The 19,544-nt window shown below is 66.1% G+C and carries 18 protein-coding genes; 13 read left to right on the top strand and 5 right to left on the bottom strand.

Annotated features, from left to right (window positions below):
• Positions 1-36: 36 nt before the first annotated feature.
• Entirely contained in the window at positions 37-1,101 is a 1,065-nt protein-coding gene (locus D3872_RS15525; protein WP_119811651.1) for an RNA-guided endonuclease InsQ/TnpB family protein, read from the bottom strand.
• 119 nt (positions 1,102-1,220) lie between these two features.
• On the opposite strand from D3872_RS15525, the gene D3872_RS15520 reads away from it, so the two are divergent.
• Positions 1,221-3,659, top strand: a complete 2,439-nt coding sequence (locus D3872_RS15520) for a hybrid sensor histidine kinase/response regulator (protein WP_119811650.1) — start codon at positions 1,221-1,223, stop codon at positions 3,657-3,659.
• Positions 3,660-3,680: 21 nt separating this feature from the next.
• Here D3872_RS15520 and D3872_RS15515 read toward each other — a convergent pair whose 3' ends face one another.
• Complete coding sequence (locus tag D3872_RS15515; RefSeq protein ID WP_119811649.1) at positions 3,681-4,016, bottom strand: KGG domain-containing protein; 336 nt, start codon at positions 4,014-4,016, stop codon at positions 3,681-3,683.
• A gap of 279 nt (positions 4,017-4,295) precedes the next feature.
• Between D3872_RS15515 and D3872_RS15510 the strand changes: the two genes are divergently transcribed.
• Positions 4,296-5,627 carry a diguanylate cyclase domain-containing protein gene (locus D3872_RS15510; RefSeq protein ID WP_147373898.1) on the top strand — a complete coding sequence of 444 codons (1,332 nt, stop codon included), beginning with the start codon at positions 4,296-4,298 and terminating at the stop codon, positions 5,625-5,627.
• Positions 5,628-5,629: 2 nt separating this feature from the next.
• On the opposite strand, the gene D3872_RS15505 is transcribed toward D3872_RS15510, so the two are convergent.
• Entirely contained in the window at positions 5,630-6,472 is an 843-nt protein-coding gene (locus D3872_RS15505) for an alpha/beta hydrolase (protein ID WP_119811647.1), read from the bottom strand.
• A 50-nt stretch (positions 6,473-6,522) separates the two neighbouring features.
• Here D3872_RS15505 and D3872_RS15500 point away from each other — a divergent pair, with 50 nt between their 5' ends.
• Positions 6,523-7,821 (top strand): 5'/3'-nucleotidase SurE, encoded by a 1,299-nt coding sequence (locus D3872_RS15500; RefSeq protein WP_147373897.1) that lies wholly within the window; start codon positions 6,523-6,525, stop codon positions 7,819-7,821.
• An 8-nt stretch (positions 7,822-7,829) separates the two neighbouring features.
• The gene (locus tag D3872_RS15495) at positions 7,830-8,486 is read left to right on the top strand and encodes a hypothetical protein (RefSeq protein ID WP_147373896.1); all 657 of its coding nucleotides are present in this window, start codon (positions 7,830-7,832) and stop codon (positions 8,484-8,486) included.
• Between the two features lie 141 nt (positions 8,487-8,627).
• Here the strand turns inward: D3872_RS15495 and D3872_RS15490 are convergent, their stop codons facing one another.
• Together D3872_RS15490 and D3872_RS15485 are read right to left on the bottom strand one after the other, a co-directional pair.
• On the bottom strand, positions 8,628-9,086 hold the full coding sequence (locus D3872_RS15490) for a universal stress protein (protein WP_119811644.1): 459 nt from the start codon (positions 9,084-9,086) through the stop codon (positions 8,628-8,630).
• Positions 9,087-9,099: 13 nt separating this feature from the next.
• On the bottom strand, positions 9,100-9,936 hold the full coding sequence (locus D3872_RS15485) for a universal stress protein (RefSeq protein ID WP_119811643.1): 837 nt from the start codon (positions 9,934-9,936) through the stop codon (positions 9,100-9,102).
• Between the two features lie 213 nt (positions 9,937-10,149).
• On the opposite strand from D3872_RS15485, the gene hemN reads away from it, so the two are divergent.
• The 9 genes from hemN (at position 10,150) to ccoG (ending at position 19,532) form a co-directional block, all read left to right on the top strand.
• Positions 10,150-11,571 carry an oxygen-independent coproporphyrinogen III oxidase gene (hemN, locus tag D3872_RS15480; protein WP_182915818.1) on the top strand — a complete coding sequence of 474 codons (1,422 nt, stop codon included), beginning with the start codon at positions 10,150-10,152 and terminating at the stop codon, positions 11,569-11,571.
• Positions 11,572-11,581: 10 nt separating this feature from the next.
• A complete protein-coding gene (locus tag D3872_RS15475) occupies positions 11,582-12,316 on the top strand; it encodes a sulfite exporter TauE/SafE family protein (RefSeq protein ID WP_119811642.1) in 735 nt (244 codons plus the stop codon).
• Positions 12,313-14,724, top strand: a complete 2,412-nt coding sequence (locus D3872_RS15470; RefSeq protein ID WP_119811641.1) for a heavy metal translocating P-type ATPase — start codon at positions 12,313-12,315, stop codon at positions 14,722-14,724. The genes D3872_RS15475 and D3872_RS15470 overlap by 4 nt, the downstream gene beginning before the upstream one ends.
• A 3-nt stretch (positions 14,725-14,727) precedes the next feature.
• On the top strand, positions 14,728-14,889 hold the full coding sequence (gene ccoS, locus D3872_RS15465) for a cbb3-type cytochrome oxidase assembly protein CcoS (RefSeq protein ID WP_119811640.1): 162 nt from the start codon (positions 14,728-14,730) through the stop codon (positions 14,887-14,889).
• A gap of 95 nt (positions 14,890-14,984) precedes the next feature.
• Positions 14,985-16,412, top strand: coding sequence for a cytochrome-c oxidase, cbb3-type subunit I (gene ccoN, locus D3872_RS15460; protein WP_119811639.1), 1,428 nt, complete (start codon positions 14,985-14,987; stop codon positions 16,410-16,412).
• A gap of 14 nt (positions 16,413-16,426) precedes the next feature.
• Positions 16,427-17,041 carry a cytochrome-c oxidase, cbb3-type subunit II gene (gene ccoO, locus D3872_RS15455; protein WP_119811638.1) on the top strand — a complete coding sequence of 205 codons (615 nt, stop codon included), beginning with the start codon at positions 16,427-16,429 and terminating at the stop codon, positions 17,039-17,041.
• 1 nt (position 17,042) lies between these two features.
• Positions 17,043-17,207, top strand: coding sequence for a cbb3-type cytochrome oxidase subunit 3 (locus D3872_RS15450; RefSeq protein WP_119811637.1), 165 nt, complete (start codon positions 17,043-17,045; stop codon positions 17,205-17,207).
• On the top strand, positions 17,200-18,141 hold the full coding sequence (gene ccoP, locus D3872_RS15445) for a cytochrome-c oxidase, cbb3-type subunit III (protein ID WP_119811636.1): 942 nt from the start codon (positions 17,200-17,202) through the stop codon (positions 18,139-18,141). Before D3872_RS15450 ends, ccoP begins: the two co-directional genes overlap by 8 nt.
• Positions 18,138-19,532 carry a cytochrome c oxidase accessory protein CcoG gene (gene ccoG, locus D3872_RS15440; protein WP_119811635.1) on the top strand — a complete coding sequence of 465 codons (1,395 nt, stop codon included), beginning with the start codon at positions 18,138-18,140 and terminating at the stop codon, positions 19,530-19,532. Before ccoP ends, ccoG begins: the two co-directional genes overlap by 4 nt.
• Positions 19,533-19,544 lie beyond the last annotated feature (12 nt).

Genomic DNA, 19,544 nt, shown 5'->3' with positions numbered 1-19,544 from the left:
TGTGACGTGAACAGTTAACTTGACGTCCTCCCCAACCTAAAGGTCGGGGATTCCTACAGCTAGCGTCGCACGTCCGCGACGGAGAATGTTTAGCGCAGCATTGAGATCACGATCATGTACCGCTCCGCAATCACAACAACGCCATTCTTTCGCATGTTCTGTGAACATGCTTCCAAGGTCTGCGATACCTCTCGGCCTCGAATCGGGAACAGCGCCACAATCCGAGCAGATCTGGGTGGTAAAGCTTTCGTTCACTTCTTCAAACCAGGCGCCATGCTTAACAGCCTTGTACGCCAGTTGTGTGCGGAAGGACGACCAGCCGACATCGTAGACGGACTTCGCCATGCTGGTTCTGGCGAGCGCGGAAGCATTGATATTTCCGACCACAATGTAGTCGAACGCGCCGACAATGGCGCTGGTGCAGGTGTGCAGATAGTTCCGGCGGCGATTGGCAATCTTTGCGTGGAGCGCCGCGACCCGTTTCTTTTTTCGGGCGCGCTGAGCCATGGCCAGCGCCGCCTCGCTGGCACGGTAGAGGTGCGGCGCCGGGATGCGGCTGCCGTCGCTCAACGTCGCCAGGTCTTTCAGGCCAAGGTCGATTCCCACACCGCACACCGGCAAGCGGGCAGGCGGCTCCTGCACTTCAAGGACGATATTGAGGAACCAGTTGCCGCGCCGGTCGCGCGAGAGGTTGGTCCCGTCGGTGATTTTTCCCTCAGGCAGCGCGCGCGAAAGGAACACGCGGAAGGTATTGCCGGCGAAGCGAAAGGCATTACCCTCGCGTTTCAGGTCACGCCCTTTCAACGGCACCCAGCCCGAGGACTTCCTTCCCCGATAGCGAAGGTAGGGACGGCGCGACTGGGAGCGCGACTTGGCGTACCGCTGGCATACATCGTTGACCGTACCCGAGTGAAGGCCAAGCTCCTTGCTGCACCCGGTGGTGAGCTTGATCAGGTCGAAACCGGTATGCCAGCGGCGACCGAAACGCAGCGCGTCCTTTTGCCTGTCGTTGCAGTAGTTCCAGACGAAGTTGACTGCCCGGGCCTGCTTGTTCAGCAAGCCGGTCAGCGACTTGACTCGGTAGCGGTAAGCCAGTTTCATACAGGTTCGACAGCCATTGTCGACCATGGTTCCACTCTTAAAATCAAGGCATCGACTGCTGCGCAGTCGGCTCCTTTCACTCCCCGTCCTGAAGGACGAGGTTTCTCGGAGCAAATCCGATGAACAACGATCAGCGTCCGAGTTTTGATTTCCTTGCCGGAGGCGGGGACATGGGGGCGCTGATGCGCGCCGCCGACTGGGCTTCCACCGGCCTGGGCCCGCCCGAACAATGGCCGCCGCTGCTCAAGAGCGTGGTGCGGATCATTCTTTCCTCCAGCCACCCAATGTTCCTGTGGTGGGGCGCCGGCCTGGTGCAGTTTTACAACGACGCCTACGCACGCACCATGGGGCCCGAGCGCCATCCGGGCGCGCTGGGACAGGGCGGGCGCGAGTGCTGGGACGAGATATGGCCGATCATCGGGCCGCAAATCGAGTTCGTCATGGCCGGCAAGGGCTCGACCTGGAACGAGGATCAGCTGGTGCCGCTCACCCGCCACGGCCGGCGCGAGGACGCCTGGTGGACCTATGGCTACAGCCCGGTCGAGGACAGCGAAGGCGTGCACGGCGTGCTGGTGATGTGCAACGACGTCACCGTCCAGCACAACGCCAGGGCCGAGCTTGAAACCGTCAACGCCGCGCTGACCGAACAGGCGCTGGCGCGCCAGCGCGAAGCCGAGGAAGCCCGCCTGCGCACCCTGTTCCAGCAGGCGCCGGGCTTCATGTGTATCCTGCGCGGTCCCGGGCACGTGTTCGAATTCGCCAATGCCGCTTTCACCCGTTTCGTCGGCGACCGCGACCTGATCGGCAACAGCGTGCGCGCCGCATTGCCCGAACTGGAAGGCCAGGGCTTTTCCGAGCTGCTCGACAACGTCTACCGCACCGGCAAGCCGTTCAACGCCACCGATGTCACGATGATGCTGCGCCGTCCGCCGGACAGCCAGGTGACTCAGGTGTACTGCGATTTCGTCTACCAGCCGATCTTCACCGACGGGCTGGTTACCGGCATCTTCGTCGAGGGCTTCGACGCCACCGAGCGCACCATGGCCAAGGTGGCGCTCGAGCACAGCGAACTGCGCCTGCGCGAAGGCATGAAGGTGGCGCGGATGGTGGTGTGGGACTGGGTGCTGGCCACCAATGAGGTGGTGTTCTCGGACAACGCGGCCGAGCTGTTCGGCGCCAGCTGGACCGACATGCGCGCTGTATGGCGCGCCATCCCGGCCGAGGACATGAAGCGGATGGACGTGGCGCGCCGTGCGGCGCTGGCGCGGCGTGGCAACTACGCCGAAGTGATCCGGCTGGTGCGTCCCGACAACGGCGAAACCGTGTGGCTGCAGGTGTACGGCACCGTCGTGGCCGACGCCGGCGGCGTGCCGCGCTGGATCCGCGGGGTCTCGATCGACATCACCGCGCGCAAGCGCGCCGAGGAAAGCCTGCTCGAGGCCGGCCGCCACAAGGACGAATTCGTCGCCATGCTGTCGCACGAGCTGCGCAACCCGCTGGCGCCGATCCGTTCGGCCGCCCACCTGCTTGGCCTGGCGCCGGACAATATCGCGCGGGTACGGCAATCGAGCGTCATCATCGAGCGCCAGGTCAACCACATGACCAGCCTGATCAACGACCTGCTGGACGTCTCGCGCGTCAATACCGGGCTGGTGGTGCTGGAGAAGGACGTGCTCGACATGCACCAGGTCGTGCTGGAGTCGATCGAGCAGACCCAGCCCCTGATCGACGAGCGCGGCCACGTGGCGGTGGTCAACGCGCCGGCCGAGGGCGAGGTCGCGGTCTGGGGCGACCGCAAGCGGCTGGTGCAGGTCGTGACCAACCTGCTGCACAACGCCGCCAAGTACACCCCCAACGGCGGCCGCCTCGCGCTCGACGTGGTGGCCCATCCGGCCATGATCGAGATCCACGTCAGCGACAATGGCATCGGGATCGACGCCGACCTGATGCCGCACGTGTTCGAGCTGTTCACGCAGCACAAGCGCACGCCCGACCGTACGCAGGGTGGCCTGGGACTGGGGCTGGCGCTGGTGAAAAGCCTGGTGTCGCTGCACGGCGGCCACGTCACCGTGGCCAGCGAAGGCAAGGACGCCGGCAGCACTTTTTCGGTGTACCTGCCGCGCCACCTCGACGCCGAAACCTGGCCCGAGCCGGACGCCGCGCCAACTGGCGGCGGTTTTGGCGGCCTGCGTGTGCTGGTGGTGGACGACAACCCGGATGCCGCCGGGGCCATGGCGATGCTGCTGGAGATGGCCGGCCATACGGCCATGGTCGAGCACGACCCGCTGCTGGCGCTCGAGCGCGCGACCGGGCTGGCGCCGCATGCCTGCCTGATCGAGATCGGCCTGCCCGGAATCGACGGCAACGAACTGGCGCGCCGGATCCGCGCGGCCAACAGCGCTTCGGTGCTGGTGGCCGTCACCGGCCAGGGTCACCGCTACGGCCGCGACACGGCGCTCGCTGCCGGTTTCGATTACTACTTCGCCAAGCCGGCGGACACGGTCCAGCTGCTCAGCCTGCTGAGCGCGCTGCAGCCGGCGCCGCGGATGGTGGCCTGACGGCTCGCCGCCGTCGCTCCGCTAGCGCTGCTTGCCGCCCGGGCCGCTGTCCATGCCGCCGCTGTCGGCGCGGTTGGCACCCTGGGCTGGGCTGCTGGCCAGGTTGCCGGCGCCAGCCGGATTGCCGGCCGGCTTCGCAGCCGGGGCCGTGGCGCCGCTCTGGCGGTTGCCGCCATGGCTGAGTTTGCCAGCCGCGCGCGCTTCCTCCGACGTGAATTCATGGGCATTGCCCGACGCATGGGCGGCGCGTCCCCCTTCGGACGCGATCGCGCGCTGCTTCTCGGGATCCATCGAGGCGAATCCGCGGTTGCTGGTGCCGGATTGCTTGCCCTTGTTGCCCCCTTGATTGCTAGCCATTTGTCTCTCCTTTGTCTGCTTCGTTCAGTATCTCGGCGGGCGCCGTGCGCCGCGCCCGCACGCTGGAAGTCCGTGTAGCAGGAAGTTCATGTTAAGTGATCGAATTTCCGATTAAAGTAGGACTACGGGAGTAGTGTTTGTAGGATTCAGTTACGGATGTGTCTGCTCTTCCGGTGAAGTTCCGGTGGTAAATATTGTGCTGCCGGCTTGTGGAACATTTCGGACAAAGGGCCTGTCCAAGCGCGGTGCGGCCTTCGGCCTTGAAAGGTGATCGACAAAATGAGACTGGCAGAATTCCTCCGTACGGGCGCCGACCGCATCCTCGACGAATGGGAGGCCTACGCACGCAACATCCCTTCGGCGCGCGGGCTCGATACCGAGGGCTTGCGCGACCACGCCCACGACATGCTCGCCGCGATGGCGGCGCACATCGAGGGCGCGCCGGTGGCCGCCGAAATGATCGAGCGCGCCAGCGGGCGCGCGGCGCGCGCCGTCATCGACATGCAGGCCGCGCAGCACGGGGCGGTGCGGCTGGCCCAGGGCTTCAGCATCACCGACGCGGTGGCCGAATTCCGGGCCTTGCGCAGCGCCGTGCTGATGCTCTGGAACGACCGTTCCGGCTCGCCCGACGTGGCCGACGAAATCATCCGCTTCAACGAGGCGGTCGACCAGGCCGTGTCCGAATCGCTGGCGCGTTATTCCTCGCTGCGCGACTACCAGTCGCGCCTGTTCGATGCGCTGCTGTCGAGTTCTCCCGACCTGGCCTTCATCATCGAGCCGGGCGGCCAGCTGATCTATGCCAACGCCGCCTTTGCCGAGCACGTCGGGATCCCCGCGGCCAAGCTGCGCGGCGCCGATTTCTATGCGCTGGCTGCCACCTTCGCGCCCGAAATCGAAGTCCATGTCGACCAGGTGGTGCGCAGCCAGGCGGTCGACCGCGGCGAGCTGGGCTTCTCGGCGGGGGGCGGGCGGCGCCAGGTGTACGAGTATTTGCTGGTGCCGGTGCTCGACCCGCAGGGACGCAGCGAGGCGGTGGCGGGCACCGCGCGCGATGTCACCGAGCGCAAGGAAGCCGAGGAGCGCATCCGCCGCAGCGCCAACTACGACCACCTGACCGAACTGCCCAACCGCAGCCTGTTCCGCGAGCGGCTCGAGCACGAGATCAGGCACGCCGCCCGCAGCGGCCTCACGCTGGCGCTGCTGTTCCTCGACCTGGACGGCTTCAAGGCGGTCAACGACAGGCTGGGCCACGCAGCCGGCGACCAGCTGCTGCAAAAGGTGGCGCGCCGCATCAGCGCCTGCGTGCGCGGCACCGACACGGTGGCGCGGCTGGGCGGCGACGAGTTCACCGTCATTTTGGCCGACGTCGCGCGGCCGGCGGCGATCGAGGCGCTGTGCGCCAAGATGCTGGCCGAGATCGACAAGCCCTACGCGCTGGCGGCGGGCGAAGCGCGGGTGTCGGCCAGCATCGGCATCACGCTGTATCCGGGCGATGGCGCCAGCCTCGACGAGCTGCTGCGCAAGGCAGACGCGGCCATGTACCGCGCCAAGAACGCCGGGCGCAACCGCTATCGCTTCTTTGCCGGCGTGCCCGAGGCCGCCGCCCACTGAGGCTAGTTGGTGCGGGGAAGGGCGAACTGCGCGCCGAGGAAGCGCGCGATGCGGTCCTGGGTCGCTTCCAGGTAGGGAATGTTCAGGTGGTCGGAATCGGGGATGATTTCATCGAGATGCAGCTTGCCCAGCTTGGCCACCAGCTGGTCGGTGTGGGAGTGCGGCACGACGTCGTCGCTGGCGGCGCGCAGCACGTAGGTAGGCGCCTTCAGTTCCGACGCATACTTGATCGTTTCGAAGCGGTGGCGCAGCACGAATTCCACCGGCACCGCGCGGAAGCGGCGCTTGGCCAGCGCCAGGATCGAGTCGTAGGGAGTGATCAGCACCACCGAATGGGCCGGGCGCTTGAGCGCGACCTGCACCGCCACCCCGGACCCGAGGCTGCGCCCGACCACCGCCACCCGCTTCGGGTCGACATGGCTGCGCGCGGCCAGCCAGTCGAACAGCATGCAGCCGTCTTCGACCATGCATTCTTCGGCCGGATCGCCCTGCGAATCGCCGTAGCCGCGGTAGTTCACCGCCAGCACCGACATGCCGGGGAACAGCTTGCCGGCGTCGCGCGCGACCCACGACACTTCCTCGGAACGGCCGCCGAAATACACCACCGCCGGGTGCGGGCCGACCATGGCCGGCTTCATCAGCCAGCCGGACAGCTTGGTGCCGTCGACGGCGCGCAGCACGACCGGGCGGGTGCGGTGCCCGCTCGAACGCGGGCTGGCCACCTCGCGCTTGATGGTGGGGTTGAACACCAGCCGGCGCTGGCTGGCCGCGACCGCCGCGGTCAGGCCGACCCACAGCACGCTGGCGAGGCCGGCAAAGCCGGCGACTTTTCGTGAATTGTTCATGAGCACCAGTCTATCCCCCTTCCGTTGCGCACAACAGGCTGAGCGCAGGCGTGCGCGATTCCTTGCCCAAGCTCGCCAGGTTTAGTACCGTTATTACAACAGAGTGCTCGGCCTGCCTGCGCGCGTCGCGCGTCGCGCGGCGCAAGGCTGGCATGTGTTCCAAGCGCTTTTGGTTGAAAAATCTGTTGCATGATCTTCGGCTACCTACTTCGTCTCTTTGGATGATGCCGCCACGCACATACGATGGCAGCATTCCCTTCGCATCACTCTCGATTGAGTATGCGCATAAGGCACACCAAAAAAATATAATTTTCACGATAAGGAGATCCCCCATGCATGCACCCAGTCTGTCGGCCATCCTAGGACTGTCCGTTGCGCTCGCCATCGCGGCGCCCGCGCAGGCAATGAATATCGTTGTCACCAATGATGACGGCTTCGAAGCATCGCTCATCCATGCGCTGTATCAGCGCCTGAAAGCGGCCGGCCATAGCGTCATCATTTCCGCGCCGGCGACGGACAATAGCGGCCGCGGCGGCGCGCTGGATTTTCTAAGGCCAGTCACCAATCTTGCCAAGGATTCGCGCGCCGGTTCCGTGAAGACGGGCGCGCCCGGCATCGGCACCCTGCCGGCCGATCCCGATGTGTATTACATCGACAGCACGCCGGTGGCAAGCGCGCTGTACGGCATCGATGTCGCCGGCCCGAAGAAATGGGGCAAGGCGCCCGACCTGGTGGTTTCCGGCATCAATTACGGCAACAATACCGGCTTGATCAATAACGGCTCAGGCACGGTGAATGCGGCCCTGATCGCGATCAATCGCGGCATTCCGGCGATCGCCACGAGCGCCGAGAAACCGGGCTCGTATCGCTCGTTCGACAAGCTCGTGGCAGGCGACGTGGAATACGAGAATGCCGACATCGTGGTGCGGCTGGTCAACGAACTCGACAAGCAGAAAAGCATAGCCGGCGGCAAGCTGTTGCCTGACGGGATAGGCTTGAATGTCAATATGCCGAAGTTCGCCACGGGAGCGGGCGCGACCCTGCCGTTCAAGTTCAGCAAGGTAGGCATTGCCAGCGGCGCCGTCCCCTATTTCGTGCCCGACCTGTCGAAGGATGCGCTCGCCAATGGCTACATCCCCGGTGGCGCGCCGCCGCTGCCGGGCGTGACGCTGTACATCAGTGGCACGCCGCCGGCCAACATGTCCCTGCTCACGGATACCGATCCCTCATCGGAACAAAATGTGGTCAAGTCGGGCGCGGTCGCCATATCGGTGCTCAGCGTGAACCACCAGGCCGATCGCGCGCCGGAAGCGGCCATTCGCCTCAAGCTGAACAAGCTCGCCAAGTGAGGCCGCCAATGAAACCACGATATGTGTTGCGCTCGGCATCCCTGGCCGCCTTCGCCGCCCTGGCAGCCTGCAGCGGCGGCAATGATGAGGCCGCGAACCGGGAGAGCGTTTTATTATCCAGCGCGCCGGCGGCCGGATCAAGCGCCTTTCTGGTGTCGGGCGATCCGGCCGGCAGCTTCGGCGAAGCCTTCATCGGCAGCGACGGCAATGGCATCATGCTGATCGAGAATGACGATCTGCGCCCCGCCGCTGCGTATTACGAAGTCACCGGCAATGCGGCGCGGCGCGTTCCGGCCGCCGATGCGGCGCTGCAAACCAGTCTCGTCGCCGGCAGTGCAACGCCGGTGAACGTCAAGCCGATTACGCTGGCTGAACTGGCGGGTAGCTATGCCGCGATCAACCGCGACAATGCCGTCACGAATTTCACGCTATCCGCCGAGGGCGTGATTTCCGCCGGCGCCTCTTCCTGCCGCGTGAATGGGAATATCAGGAGCGCATCGACCATCGCCGGCGCGCTGCCGCTGATCATCACCCTCAGCGGCTGTGGCGCCGACGACGGCGACTACCGGGGTTATGCGGTCAAGGCGGGCGAGTATGCGCCCGCCGCGCTGCGCATGGTTGGCGTGAACCGGGCCTCGTTCATCGATATGCTGGCATTCAGATAAACGGGCATCGTCCCCGCATGCCTTTCCGGACATGCGGGGACAATAGCGAGCAGGCCGCGGCCGAGCTGGAGGCTGCGCTGTCCGCGGCGCGCGCCTGGATCGACGCCAACCAGGTCAGCGCATGAGGCGCTACGGTTGGCGTCAGCCGCTTTCGGGAGTCGGCGGGCGCAGCACCAGCACCGGCACCGGCGCGTAGGCCAGCACCTTCTGGGTTTCGCTGCCGGCCAGCAGGCGCGACAGGCCGCGGCGGCCGTGCGAGGCCATGAAGATGACATCGCAGTGGTACTTCTGGGCAGCGGCGATGATTTCCTCGTGCGGCCGGAACGACAGCGCCACCACCGTGGTGCACTCGATGCCGGCATCGCGCGCGGCGCGCGCGATCTTCTCGACCCGGTCGCGCGCTTCGGCCTGCAGCTCGCGGCTGTCGACACCGGGGTCGATCACCAGCGCGCCGTCGGCCACCGGCACCGAGGGGTAGGGCTCGGCCACCGACAGCGCCACGATGCGGCTGCCGCAGCAGCGCGCGAACCCGAGCGCAGCGTCCACCGCCTGCTGCGAGATGTCCGAACCGTCGGTCGGCACCAGGATGTTCTTGTACATGGACAGCCTCCTTTCAATGCGACATCAGCACCGGCACCGTCATCGATCCCAGCACGGTCGAGGTGACGCCGCCCAGCAGCATTTCGCGGAAGCGCGTGTGGCCGTAGCCGCCCATCACGACCAGGTCGCACTGGCGGTCGGCCGCCATCGACAGCATGGCGTTGCCGGGATCGAGGCCGGTCTGCTGCAGCGACACCTCGATGTTGACGCCGTGGCGCGCCAGGTACAGCGCGATGTCGGCGCCGGGCTGCTCACCGTGGGCGTCGAAGGGGTTTGGATTGAAGACGGCGATGGTGACGTTGCGCGCGCGTTTGAGCAGCGGGATCGCGTTGGTGACGGCGCGGGTGGCCTGGGCGCTGGCGTCCCAGCCTACCAGCACCTGCTCGCCGAGGCGAGGGAAGGTGCCGGCATAGGGCACGATCAGCACCGGCCGCGCGCTGTTGAGCATGACGTATTCGGGCAGGGCGGGCGTGATGCGCGCGGCCGGATCTTGCGGGTCGGTCTGGCTGACTACCACCACGTCGGCGTAGCGCGCCTGCAGTGCCAGCCCGCCTTCGGGCTCGTCGTCGACCATGCGCCGCTCGCAGGTCGGCACGCCGATCTCGCCGGCCAGCGCCTCGAAGCGTTCGAGCGACACGGTGGCGCGCTGGTAGAGCGCGTCCATGTGCATCGCCACCGCGGTGCGGGCCAGGTCGATGCTGCTTTCCTGGTAGAGGTAGCGCGACACGCCGGTCATCGCGGCCCCGACCAGGTGGGCGCCTTCAGCCATCGCGAGGCGCGCGGCGACGCGGATGCGCTCGTCGGCATGGCGCGACGAATCGGCATGGACGAGTATTGTCTTGTACGACATGGAAACTCCTTTTCGGGGTGCGGCCCTCACACGTCAGATTAGGCCGTGCGGGCGCGCTAGTCCAGCTTCGAACGCACGCAATGCGGTATCCGGGCGCCTTCCGGTCATTTTTGATTTGGATCAAGGATTTTGCACCCCACGATCCGTAGACTGCATCCTGTCAAATAGATTTCGTGTGGAAATGCCAACACGGTGCAGGCCAGGAGCAAGTCAATGTTGGAAATGAAAGCAATACCGGTGACGGCCGTCCCCAGCGTCGAGTTCGACGGCGCGTTGATCCGCAAGCTCAGCCAGTCCGGTCCGCGCTATACCTCTTACCCGACCGCCGACCGGTTCAGCGAGGGCTACGGCTACCGCGACTACCTGATGGCGGTGGCGGGCCTGCGCACGCGCGGCGCGCCCAGGCCGCTGTCGCTCTACCTGCACATCCCGTTCTGCGAGTCGGTCTGCTACTACTGCGCCTGCAACAAGGTGATCACGAAGAACCGCGACAAGGCGGCGGTCTACCTGGATTACCTGAAGCGCGAGATCGAGATGCAGGGGCGCCTGTTCGCGGGCATGAACCAGGTCGAGCAGCTGCACCTGGGCGGCGGCACGCCGACCTACCTGTCGGATGCGCAGATGGGCGAGCTGATGGCGCACGTGCGCCGCTGGTTCGATTTCGCGCCCGACGACAGCGGCGAGTATTCGATCGAGGTCGATCCGCGCACGGTGTCGGTCGAGCGCGTGCACAGCCTGCGTCGCCAGGGCTTCAACCGCATCAGCCTGGGCGTGCAGGACTTCGACCCCGAAGTGCAGAAGGCGGTCAACCGCGTGCAGCCCGAAGCCGGGACCCGCGCCATCATCGACGCCGCGCGCGCGGCCAGCTTCCGTTCGGTCAGCATCGACCTGATTTACGGGCTGCCGAAGCAGGGCGTGGAAAGCATGGAGCGCACGCTGGCCAAGGTGATCGAGACCGATCCCGACCGCATTGCGATCTACAACTACGCCCACCTGCCGCACATCTTCAAGCCGCAGCGCCGCATCAGCGAGGCCGACATGCCGACGCCGGACGCGCGCCTCGACATGCTGGCCCTGTGCATCCGCCGCCTGGCCGGGGCAGGCTACAACTACATCGGCATGGACCACTTCGCCAAGCCGGACGACGACCTCGCCGTGGCGCAGCGCCAAGGCCGGCTGCACCGCAACTTCCAGGGCTACTCGACCCATGCCGAGGCCGACCTGGTCGCCTGCGGCGTGTCGGCGATCGGCTCGGTGGCCGCCACCTACAGCCAGAACGTCAAGACGCTGGACGCCTATTACGCGCTGATCGACAAGAACGAGCTGCCGGTGGCGCGCGGCACGCGGCTGTCGATGGACGACGCCTTGCGCCGCACCATCATCCAGATGCTGATGTGCGGCTTCGAACTGTCGGTGGAAGCGATCGAGCAAGCCTACCCGGTGGCGTTCGCCGACTATTTCGCCCCGGAGCTGGAGCGCTTGCGTACGCTCGAACAGGATGGCCTGGTCAGCGTGACCCCCGGATGGCTGACCGTCACGCCGAAAGGCCGGCTGATGGTGCGGAACATCTGCATGGTGTTCGATCGCTACCTCGGCGCCGGCGCGGACATGCCGCGCTACTCCAAGACGATCTGACGGAATCCCGATGTCCGGCATCAGCCTGTTCCCCGTGTTCCTGGTCGGCCTGTTCGGCAGCGTCCATTGCGCCGGCATGTGCGGCGGGATCGTCAGCGCTTTTTCGATCACGGCCCGTCCATTCCCGGTCGCCGTGGTCACGCAGGGCGCGGGAACACGGGTCGCCTCGTACAACGCCGGCCGCATCGCCAGCTACATGCTGGCCGGCGCGCTGGCTGGTGGGCTGGCGGGCGGCGCGCGCGTGCTGGGCGGCGTCCAGCAGCTGCAGGCGGGCGGCTACCTGCTGGCCAACCTGATGCTGGTGGCGCTGGGCCTGTACCTGATGGACGCCTGGCGCGGGCTGGCCCATGTCGAGGCGCTCGGCAATGGCCTGTGGAACCGCATCCGCCCGCTGGCGCAAAGGCTGCAGCCGCTGGACGGGGCGGGCAAGATGCTGGGCCTGGGTGCGCTGTGGGGCTGGCTGCCGTGCGGGATGGTGTACAGCGCGCTGGTGACGGCGATGTTCAGCGGCTCGGCGCTGTCGGGCGCCGCCGTCATGCTGGCGTTCGGCCTCGGCACGCTGCCGATGCTGATGGCGATCGGACTGGCCGGTGCGCGCCTGCGCGCCATGATGCAGCGGCGCGCGGTGCGCATCGGTGCGGGCGTGGTGGTGCTCGGCTTCGGCCTGCTCGGCGTCGCGCGCGCGATGGGCGGCGTCCATGGTGGCTGGCTGGACCTGCTCTGCCTGCCGGGAGCCACCGCGTGAGCGCCGTGCTCGGCAACGACGGATGCTTCCACTGCGGGCTGCCGGTGCCGCAGGGCGGAGGCTGGACGGTCAGCATCGACGACGCCGCGCGCGAGATGTGCTGCCCCGGCTGCGCCGCGGTCGCGCAGGGAATCGTCGACGCGGGCCTCGCCGCCTACTACCGCAGCCGAACCGCTTTCAGCGAGCGTGCCGGAGAAGGCGCGCTGGTGCCGCCCGAGCTGGCGCTGTACGACGAAGCGCAGCCGCCGGTGACGGGCGACTTGGCCGAAGCCACGTTCTCGGTCGAGGGGATACGCTGCGCCGCCTGCGTGTGGTTGATCGAGGGCCGCCTCGCGCGCCTGCCCGGCGTCGCCACGGCGGAGATGAACGTCGCCACCGAGCGCCTTACCGTGCGCTGGTCGGCGGAGAAGTGCAAGCCCAGCGACATCCTGCAGGCGCTGCGCCGGGTCGGCTACGCCGCCTATCCCTACGATACGGCGCGCCACGGTGCGGCGCTGGAGCGGGCGCGCAAGAAGCTGTTCCGCCAGTTGTTCATCGCGGGCTTGTCGATGATGCAGGTGATGATGTACGCGGTGCCGGTCTACCTTGCCGACGACGGCACCATGGACGCCGACATGACCGCGCTGATGCACTGGGCCTCGCTGCTGCTGACGCTTCCCGCGGTGCTGTACTCGGCCCAGCCCTTCTTCCGCGGCGCATGGATCAACCTGAAGCAGCGCATGCCCGGCATGGACGTGCCGGTGGCGCTTGGTATCGCCGCCGCCTTCGCGGGCAGCGTATGGTCGGTGCTGCGCGGGCAGGGCGAAGTGTGGTTCGACTCGGTCACGATGTTCATCTTCCTGCTGCTGGCGAGCCGCTACCTCGAGCTGGTGGCGCGCCGCAAGGCGGCAACGGCGCTGGAGAAGCTGCAGCACGCGCTGCCGGCGTCGGCGCTCAGGATGCCCGGATACCCCAAGCAGCGCGAAACCGAAGTGGTGGCGGCCGCCAGCCTGTGCGAAGGCGACATGGTGCTGGTGCGCCCCGGCGAGGCGCTGGCGGCCGACGGCGTGATCGCGGAAGGCGGCACCGAACTCGATCTCGCGCTGCTGACCGGCGAAAGCCGCGCCCAGCCGCGCCGGCCGGGCGACGCCGTGCCGGGAGGGGCGGTCAACGCCGGCCAGGCCATCGTGCTGCGCGTGACGCGCGGCGCGCGCGACAGCACCTTGTCGCGCCTGGTCGCGCTGGTGGAACGCGCGGGGCAGGGCAGGCCGCAGATCGCATTGTGGGCCGACACGGTGGCTGCATGGTTCGTGGCCGCGCTGCTGGCGCTGACTGTCGCGGTATTCGTTGCATGGCAGTTCGTCGATCCCGCGCGCGCGTGGGAAGTGGCGATCGCGGTGCTGGTGGTGTCCTGCCCGTGCGCACTGTCGCTGGCGACACCGACCGCGCTGGCGGCGGCGACCGACCGGCTGGTGCGCAAGGGCGTGCTGGTGGTGAAGCCGCATGTGCTGGAAACGCTGCACCGCGCCACCCACGTCGTATTCGACAAGACCGGCACGCTAACCGCCGGAAAGCCGGCGCTGCGCCACGTCGGCGTGTTCGGCGCGGCGGGACGCGAGCGCTGCCTGCAGGTGGCGGCCGCGCTGGAAGCCACCAGCGCCCACCCGCTCGGCGCGGCGATCCGCGAGGCCAGCCTCAAGGCGGTCCTGCAGGCGCAGGATGTGACCAGTGAAATGGGACAGGGCATCGAGGGCAGCGTCGACGGCCGCGTGTACCGTTTGGGGCGCGCCTCCTTTGTCGCGGCCATCAGCGGCGAGCTGCCCGAACCGGATGCCGCCGGAATGACGTCTGTCTATCTCGGCGACGCCGGCGGCGTGCTGGCCCGCTTCGACCTGGCCGACAGCTTGCGCGACGATGCGCAGGCCGTGGTCCGCGCCTTCCAGCGCAGCGGCAAGCAGGTCATCCTCCTCAGCGGCGACGACCAGCGCGTCACCGACGGCGTGGCGGCCGAGTTGGGCATCGGGGACGCGCTCGGCGCACAACTCCCGGCCGGCAAGCTGGCCTTCGTGCGGGACCTTCAGGCCAAAGGCGCGGTGGTCGCGATGGCCGGCGACGGCATCAACGACGCGGCCGTGCTGTCGGCCGCCGATGTCTCATTCGCCATGGGCGGCGGCGCCGCGCTGGCGCAGCTGAACGCGGACTGCTTGCTGCTTGGCGGCCGCCTGGCGGCGCTGGAGGAAACCCGTGTGACGGCCGCGCGCGCGCTGGCCGTCGTGCGCCAGAACCTGTGGTGGGCCAGCATCTACAACATGGTGGCGATTCCCGCAGCCGCCATTGGGCTCCTCAATCCATGGATGGCCGGCGCCGGCATGTCGCTGTCGTCCGCGGTGGTCGTCATCAATGCGCTGCGCCTGCGCGGCGGCGCCTGAAAAATGGAAGCGCTCTACCTCCTCATTCCCCTCAGCCTGATCGTGGTCGCGGTGGCGGTCTGGATTTTCTTCGGCGCGTCCGACAGTGGGCAGTTCGACGACCTCGATGGTCCGGCCTTGCGCATTCTGCACGACGACGACAGCACGCGGCCTGCCAGACACTGATCAGTCCGATTTTGATTCACATCAAGGATTTTTGAGACGTAGAAATTCAAACTTCGATAGTCATCAATAGTTTTGCAAAAATCCAGGAGAAGCAATTGGACACAGGTCTTAATTACAACTACAAGGTCGTGCGGCAGTTTACGATCGCCACCGTGGTCTGGGGCGTTATCGGCATGCTGATGGGCGTGGTAATCGCTGCCCAGCTGGCGTGGCCGGCACTGAACTTCGACACGCCGTGGCTCACCTACGGGCGACTGCGCCCGCTGCACACCAATGCGGTGATCTTCGCGTTCGGCATCTGCGGCTTGTTCGCCACCTCGTATTACGTCGTGCAGCGCACCTGCCAGGTGCGGCTGTTCTCGGACAAGCTGGCCGCTTTCACGTTCTGGGGCTGGCAAGCGGTGCTGGTGCTGGCGACCATCACGCTGCCGATGGGCTTCACGCGCGGCAAGGAATACGCCGAACTCGAATGGCCGATCGCGCTGCTGATCACGGTCGTATGGGTGGCGTATGCGGTGGTCTTCTTCGGCACCCTCGTCAAGCGCAAGGTCAAGCACATTTACGTCGCCAACTGGTTCTTCGGCGGCTACATCCTCGCCGTCGCCGTGCTGCACGTGGTGAACGGCGCCAGCATCCCGGTCTCCGCATGGAAGTCGTACTCGGTGTATTCCGGCGTGCAGGACGCGATGATCCAGTGGTGGTACGGCCATAATGCGGTCGGCTTCATCCTCACCGCCGGCTACCTCGGCATGGTTTATTACTTCATCCCGAAACAGGCCGATCGCCCGGTGTACTCGTACCGCCTGTCGATCGTCCACTTCTGGGCGCTGATCTTCACCTATATGTGGGCCGGCCCGCACCACCTGCACTACACCGCGCTGCCCGACTGGACTCAGTCGATTGGCATGGTGTTCTCGCTGATCCTGCTGGCGCCATCGTGGGGCGGAATGATCAACGGGATGATGACCCTGTCCGGCGCCTGGCACAAGCTGCGCTCCGACCCGATCCTGAAATTCCTGATCGTATCGCTGTCGTTCTACGGCATGGCCACCTTCGAAGGCCCGATGATGTCGATCAAGACCATCAACTCGCTGTCGCACTATACCGATTGGGGTATCGCCCACGTCCACGCCGGCGCACTGGGCTGGGTGGGATTCATCACCATGGGATCGATCTATTACCTGGTGCCGCGCCTGGCCGGCAAGACCCAGATGTACAGCACCCGCCTGATCGACCTGCACTTCTGGGTGGCGACCATCGGCATCGTCCTGTACATCGCATCGATGTGGATCGCCGGCGTTATGCAGGGCCTGATGTGGCGCGCGGTAAACCCGGACGGCACACTGACCTACACCTTCGTCGAAGGCGTCAAAGCCACCTACCCGTACTACGTGATCCGTTTCGGCGGCGGCCTGCTGTACCTGTCTGGCATGCTGGTCATGGCGTACAACACCTGGCAGACCATGCGCGATACCGTCAGCCGCGACGCCCGCATCCCGGCCCTCACACCCCAACACGCCTGAAGCAGGAGTAGCAAATGAAATTTTCACATGAATGGATCGAGAAGAATCCCTGGCTTCTGATCGGACTGGTCATCCTGGTCATCTCGTTCGGCGGCATGGTCGAAATCGTCCCGCTGTTCTTCCAGAAGTCGACCACCGAACCGGTGGCGGGCCTGAAGCCGTACTCTCCGCTGCGGCTAATGGGACGCGACGTCTACATCCGCGAGGGCTGCTACAACTGCCACTCGCAGATGATCCGCCCGTTCCGCGCCGAGACCGAACGCTATGGCCATTACTCTGTGGCAGGCGAATTCGTCTACGACCACCCGTTCCAGTGGGGCTCGAAGCGCACCGGCCCGGACTTGGCCCGCGTGGGCGGACGCTATAGCGACGAATGGCACCGCTCGCACCTCGACAACCCGCGCGACCTGGTGCCGGAATCGAACATGCCCTCGTATCCGTGGCTGGCCACTGCAAAGGTGAATCCGGCCGAGGGCGCGCCCAGGATGCGCGCGATGAAAACGCTGGGCGTGCCGTACACCGACGCGGATATCGCATCGGCCGCCGGCGAGCTGGAAGGCAAGACCGAACAGGACGCGCTGATCGCCTACCTGCAGGGACTGGGCACGCAGATCAAGACAAGGAATTGACATGGGACTCGAACAGATTTTTGACAACGCCAGCAGCGTCATGACGGTGGTCAGCTTCACCACCTTCCTCGGCATCCTGCTGTGGACCTTCGTGCTGAACCGGCGCGGCGACTTCGACGCACAGGCATCGCTGCCGTTCGCCGACGAGGAGGACAGCCGTGGCTGATTTCACCAGCGGTTTCTGGGACCTGTACATCGGCGTCATCACCATCCTCGCCATCATCGGCTGCGGGGTGCTGCTCTGGTCGCAGTCGGTGCACAAGGTGAAGAGCAAGGGCGAGGCGGTCGGCACCACCGGCCATGTATGGGACGACGACCTGACGGAACTGAACACGCCGATGCCGCGCTGGTGGATGTGGCTGTTCTACATCACCATCGTGTTCGCGCTGGCCTACCTGTTCCTGTATCCCGGTCTTGGCAGCTATGCCGGCAAGCTGGGCTGGCAGTCCAGCGGCGAGTACAAGAACGAACTGAAGGCGGCGGATGCCGAGTACGGCCCGCTGTTCGCCAAGTACGCGGGCCAGGACCTGAAGATGGTGGCGGCGGATCCGCAGGCGCATGCCATCGGCGAGCGCCTGTTCCTGACGTACTGCGCTCAGTGCCACGGCTCCGACGCACGCGGCGCCAAGGGTTTTCCCAACCTGGCCGACAAGGACTGGCTGTACGGCGGCGAACCTTCGGTGATCAAGGCCACCATCATGCATGGCCGGAACGGGCAGATGCCGTCGATGACTGCCGCACTGGGCTCGGACAAGGATATCGAGAACGTCGCCCACTACGTCAAGAGCCTGTCGGGCGGTACCTCCGACCCGATCAAGAGTGCCTTCGGCAAGGGCAAGTTCTCCGCCTGCATGGCCTGCCACGGCCCCGGCGGCGCCGGCAACCAGGCGCTCGGCGCGCCCAACCTGGCCGACAAGGTATGGCTGTACGGCGGCAGCGCGGAGACCATCATGGAAACCATCCGCAAGGGCCGCTCCAACACCATGCCGGCCTTCGACGGCTTCCTCGGCGAAGCCAAGGTGCACGTGCTGGCGGCTTATGTGTGGAGCCTGTCGAACCCGGACGGCGCAACTGAAACGACGGAACTAGTGCAAAAATGAACGAGGCTGCACCCACGGAACACGTGATCAGGATGTACGCCGCGCGCGAGGAAATCTATCCGCGCGAAGCGAAGGGTCGATACGCCACGCTGCGCTGGGCCTGCGTGTGGCTCACGCAACTGGTGTTCTACGGCCTGCCATGGCTGCAATGGAACGGCCGCCAGGCCGTGCTGTTCGACCTCGGCGCCCGCAAGTTCCACGTCTTCGGGCTGGTCCTGTGGCCGCAGGACTTCATCTACCTCGCCGCGCTGCTGATCATCTGCGCCTACGGGCTATTCCTGGTGACTGCGGTGGCGGGGCGGGTGTGGTGCGGTTTCGCCTGCCCGCAGACCGTTTACACCGAAGTGTTCATGTGGATCGAGCGCAAGATCGAAGGTGCGCGCAGCGCCCGTATCCGGCTCGACCGCCAGCCGTGGAGCCTGGAGAAGGTGGCGAAGAAGACCGCCAAGCACCTGGCATGGGGCGGCGTTGCGCTGTGGACCGGCATTACTTTTGTCGGCTACTTCACCCCGGTCGATACGCTGCTGCATTCGCTGGCGGCGTTCGCCCTCGGCGGCTGGGAGTGGTTCTGGGTGCTGTTCTATGCGCTGGCTACTTACGGCAACGCCGGCTGGCTGCGCGAGCAGGTGTGCAAGTACATGTGTCCGTACGCGCGATTCCAGAGCTCGATGTTCGACAAGGACACGCTGATCGTCACCTACGACCCGCTGCGCGGCGAGCCGCGCGGCCCGCTGGGCGCGAAAGCGGAAGCGGGTGTGAAGGGCGACTGCATCGACTGCAGCATGTGCGTGCAGGTCTGCCCGACCGGGATCGACATCCGCAAGGGCCTGCAGTACGAATGCATCGGTTGCGCGGCCTGCGTCGACGCCTGCAATTCGGTGATGGACAAGGTCGGCCTGCCGCCTGGCCTGATCCGCTACGCGACCGAGAATGCGATGGACAACAAGTGGTCGCCGCGCCAGATCACCGCGCGCGTGCTGCGGGCCCGTGTGCTGGTCTACACCGGCCTGCTGGCGCTGATCGTGGTGGCCTTCATCGCGTCGCTGGCTGTGCGCACGCCGTTGAAGATGGACGTGATCCGCGACCGTGGCGCGATGGGCAGGGAAGTGGAGGACGGGATGATCGAGAACGTTTACCGCCTGCAGGTGATGAACACGTCCGAGCAGGCGCACACTTTCCGCATCGCAGTAACCGGTATCGACACGATCCGCCTGATGACCGCAGCCGAGGTGACCATCGGCGGCGCCAGCACCCGCGCGGTGCCGGTGCAGGTGCGCGTCGACCACGGCGCCGGCAAGCGCGGATCGAACCCGATCGCATTTGAACTGAAGGCGCTCGACGACCCGGCATTGCGGGTCGAGGAAAAAGCCGTCTTCATCGTCCCGAAATAAGAGCAGGAGAAT

Source organism: Massilia cavernae (assembly GCF_003590855.1).
Classification (GTDB): domain Bacteria; phylum Pseudomonadota; class Gammaproteobacteria; order Burkholderiales; family Burkholderiaceae_D; genus Telluria_A; species Telluria_A cavernae.
This window is presented reverse-complemented; position numbering and strand designations above follow the sequence as displayed.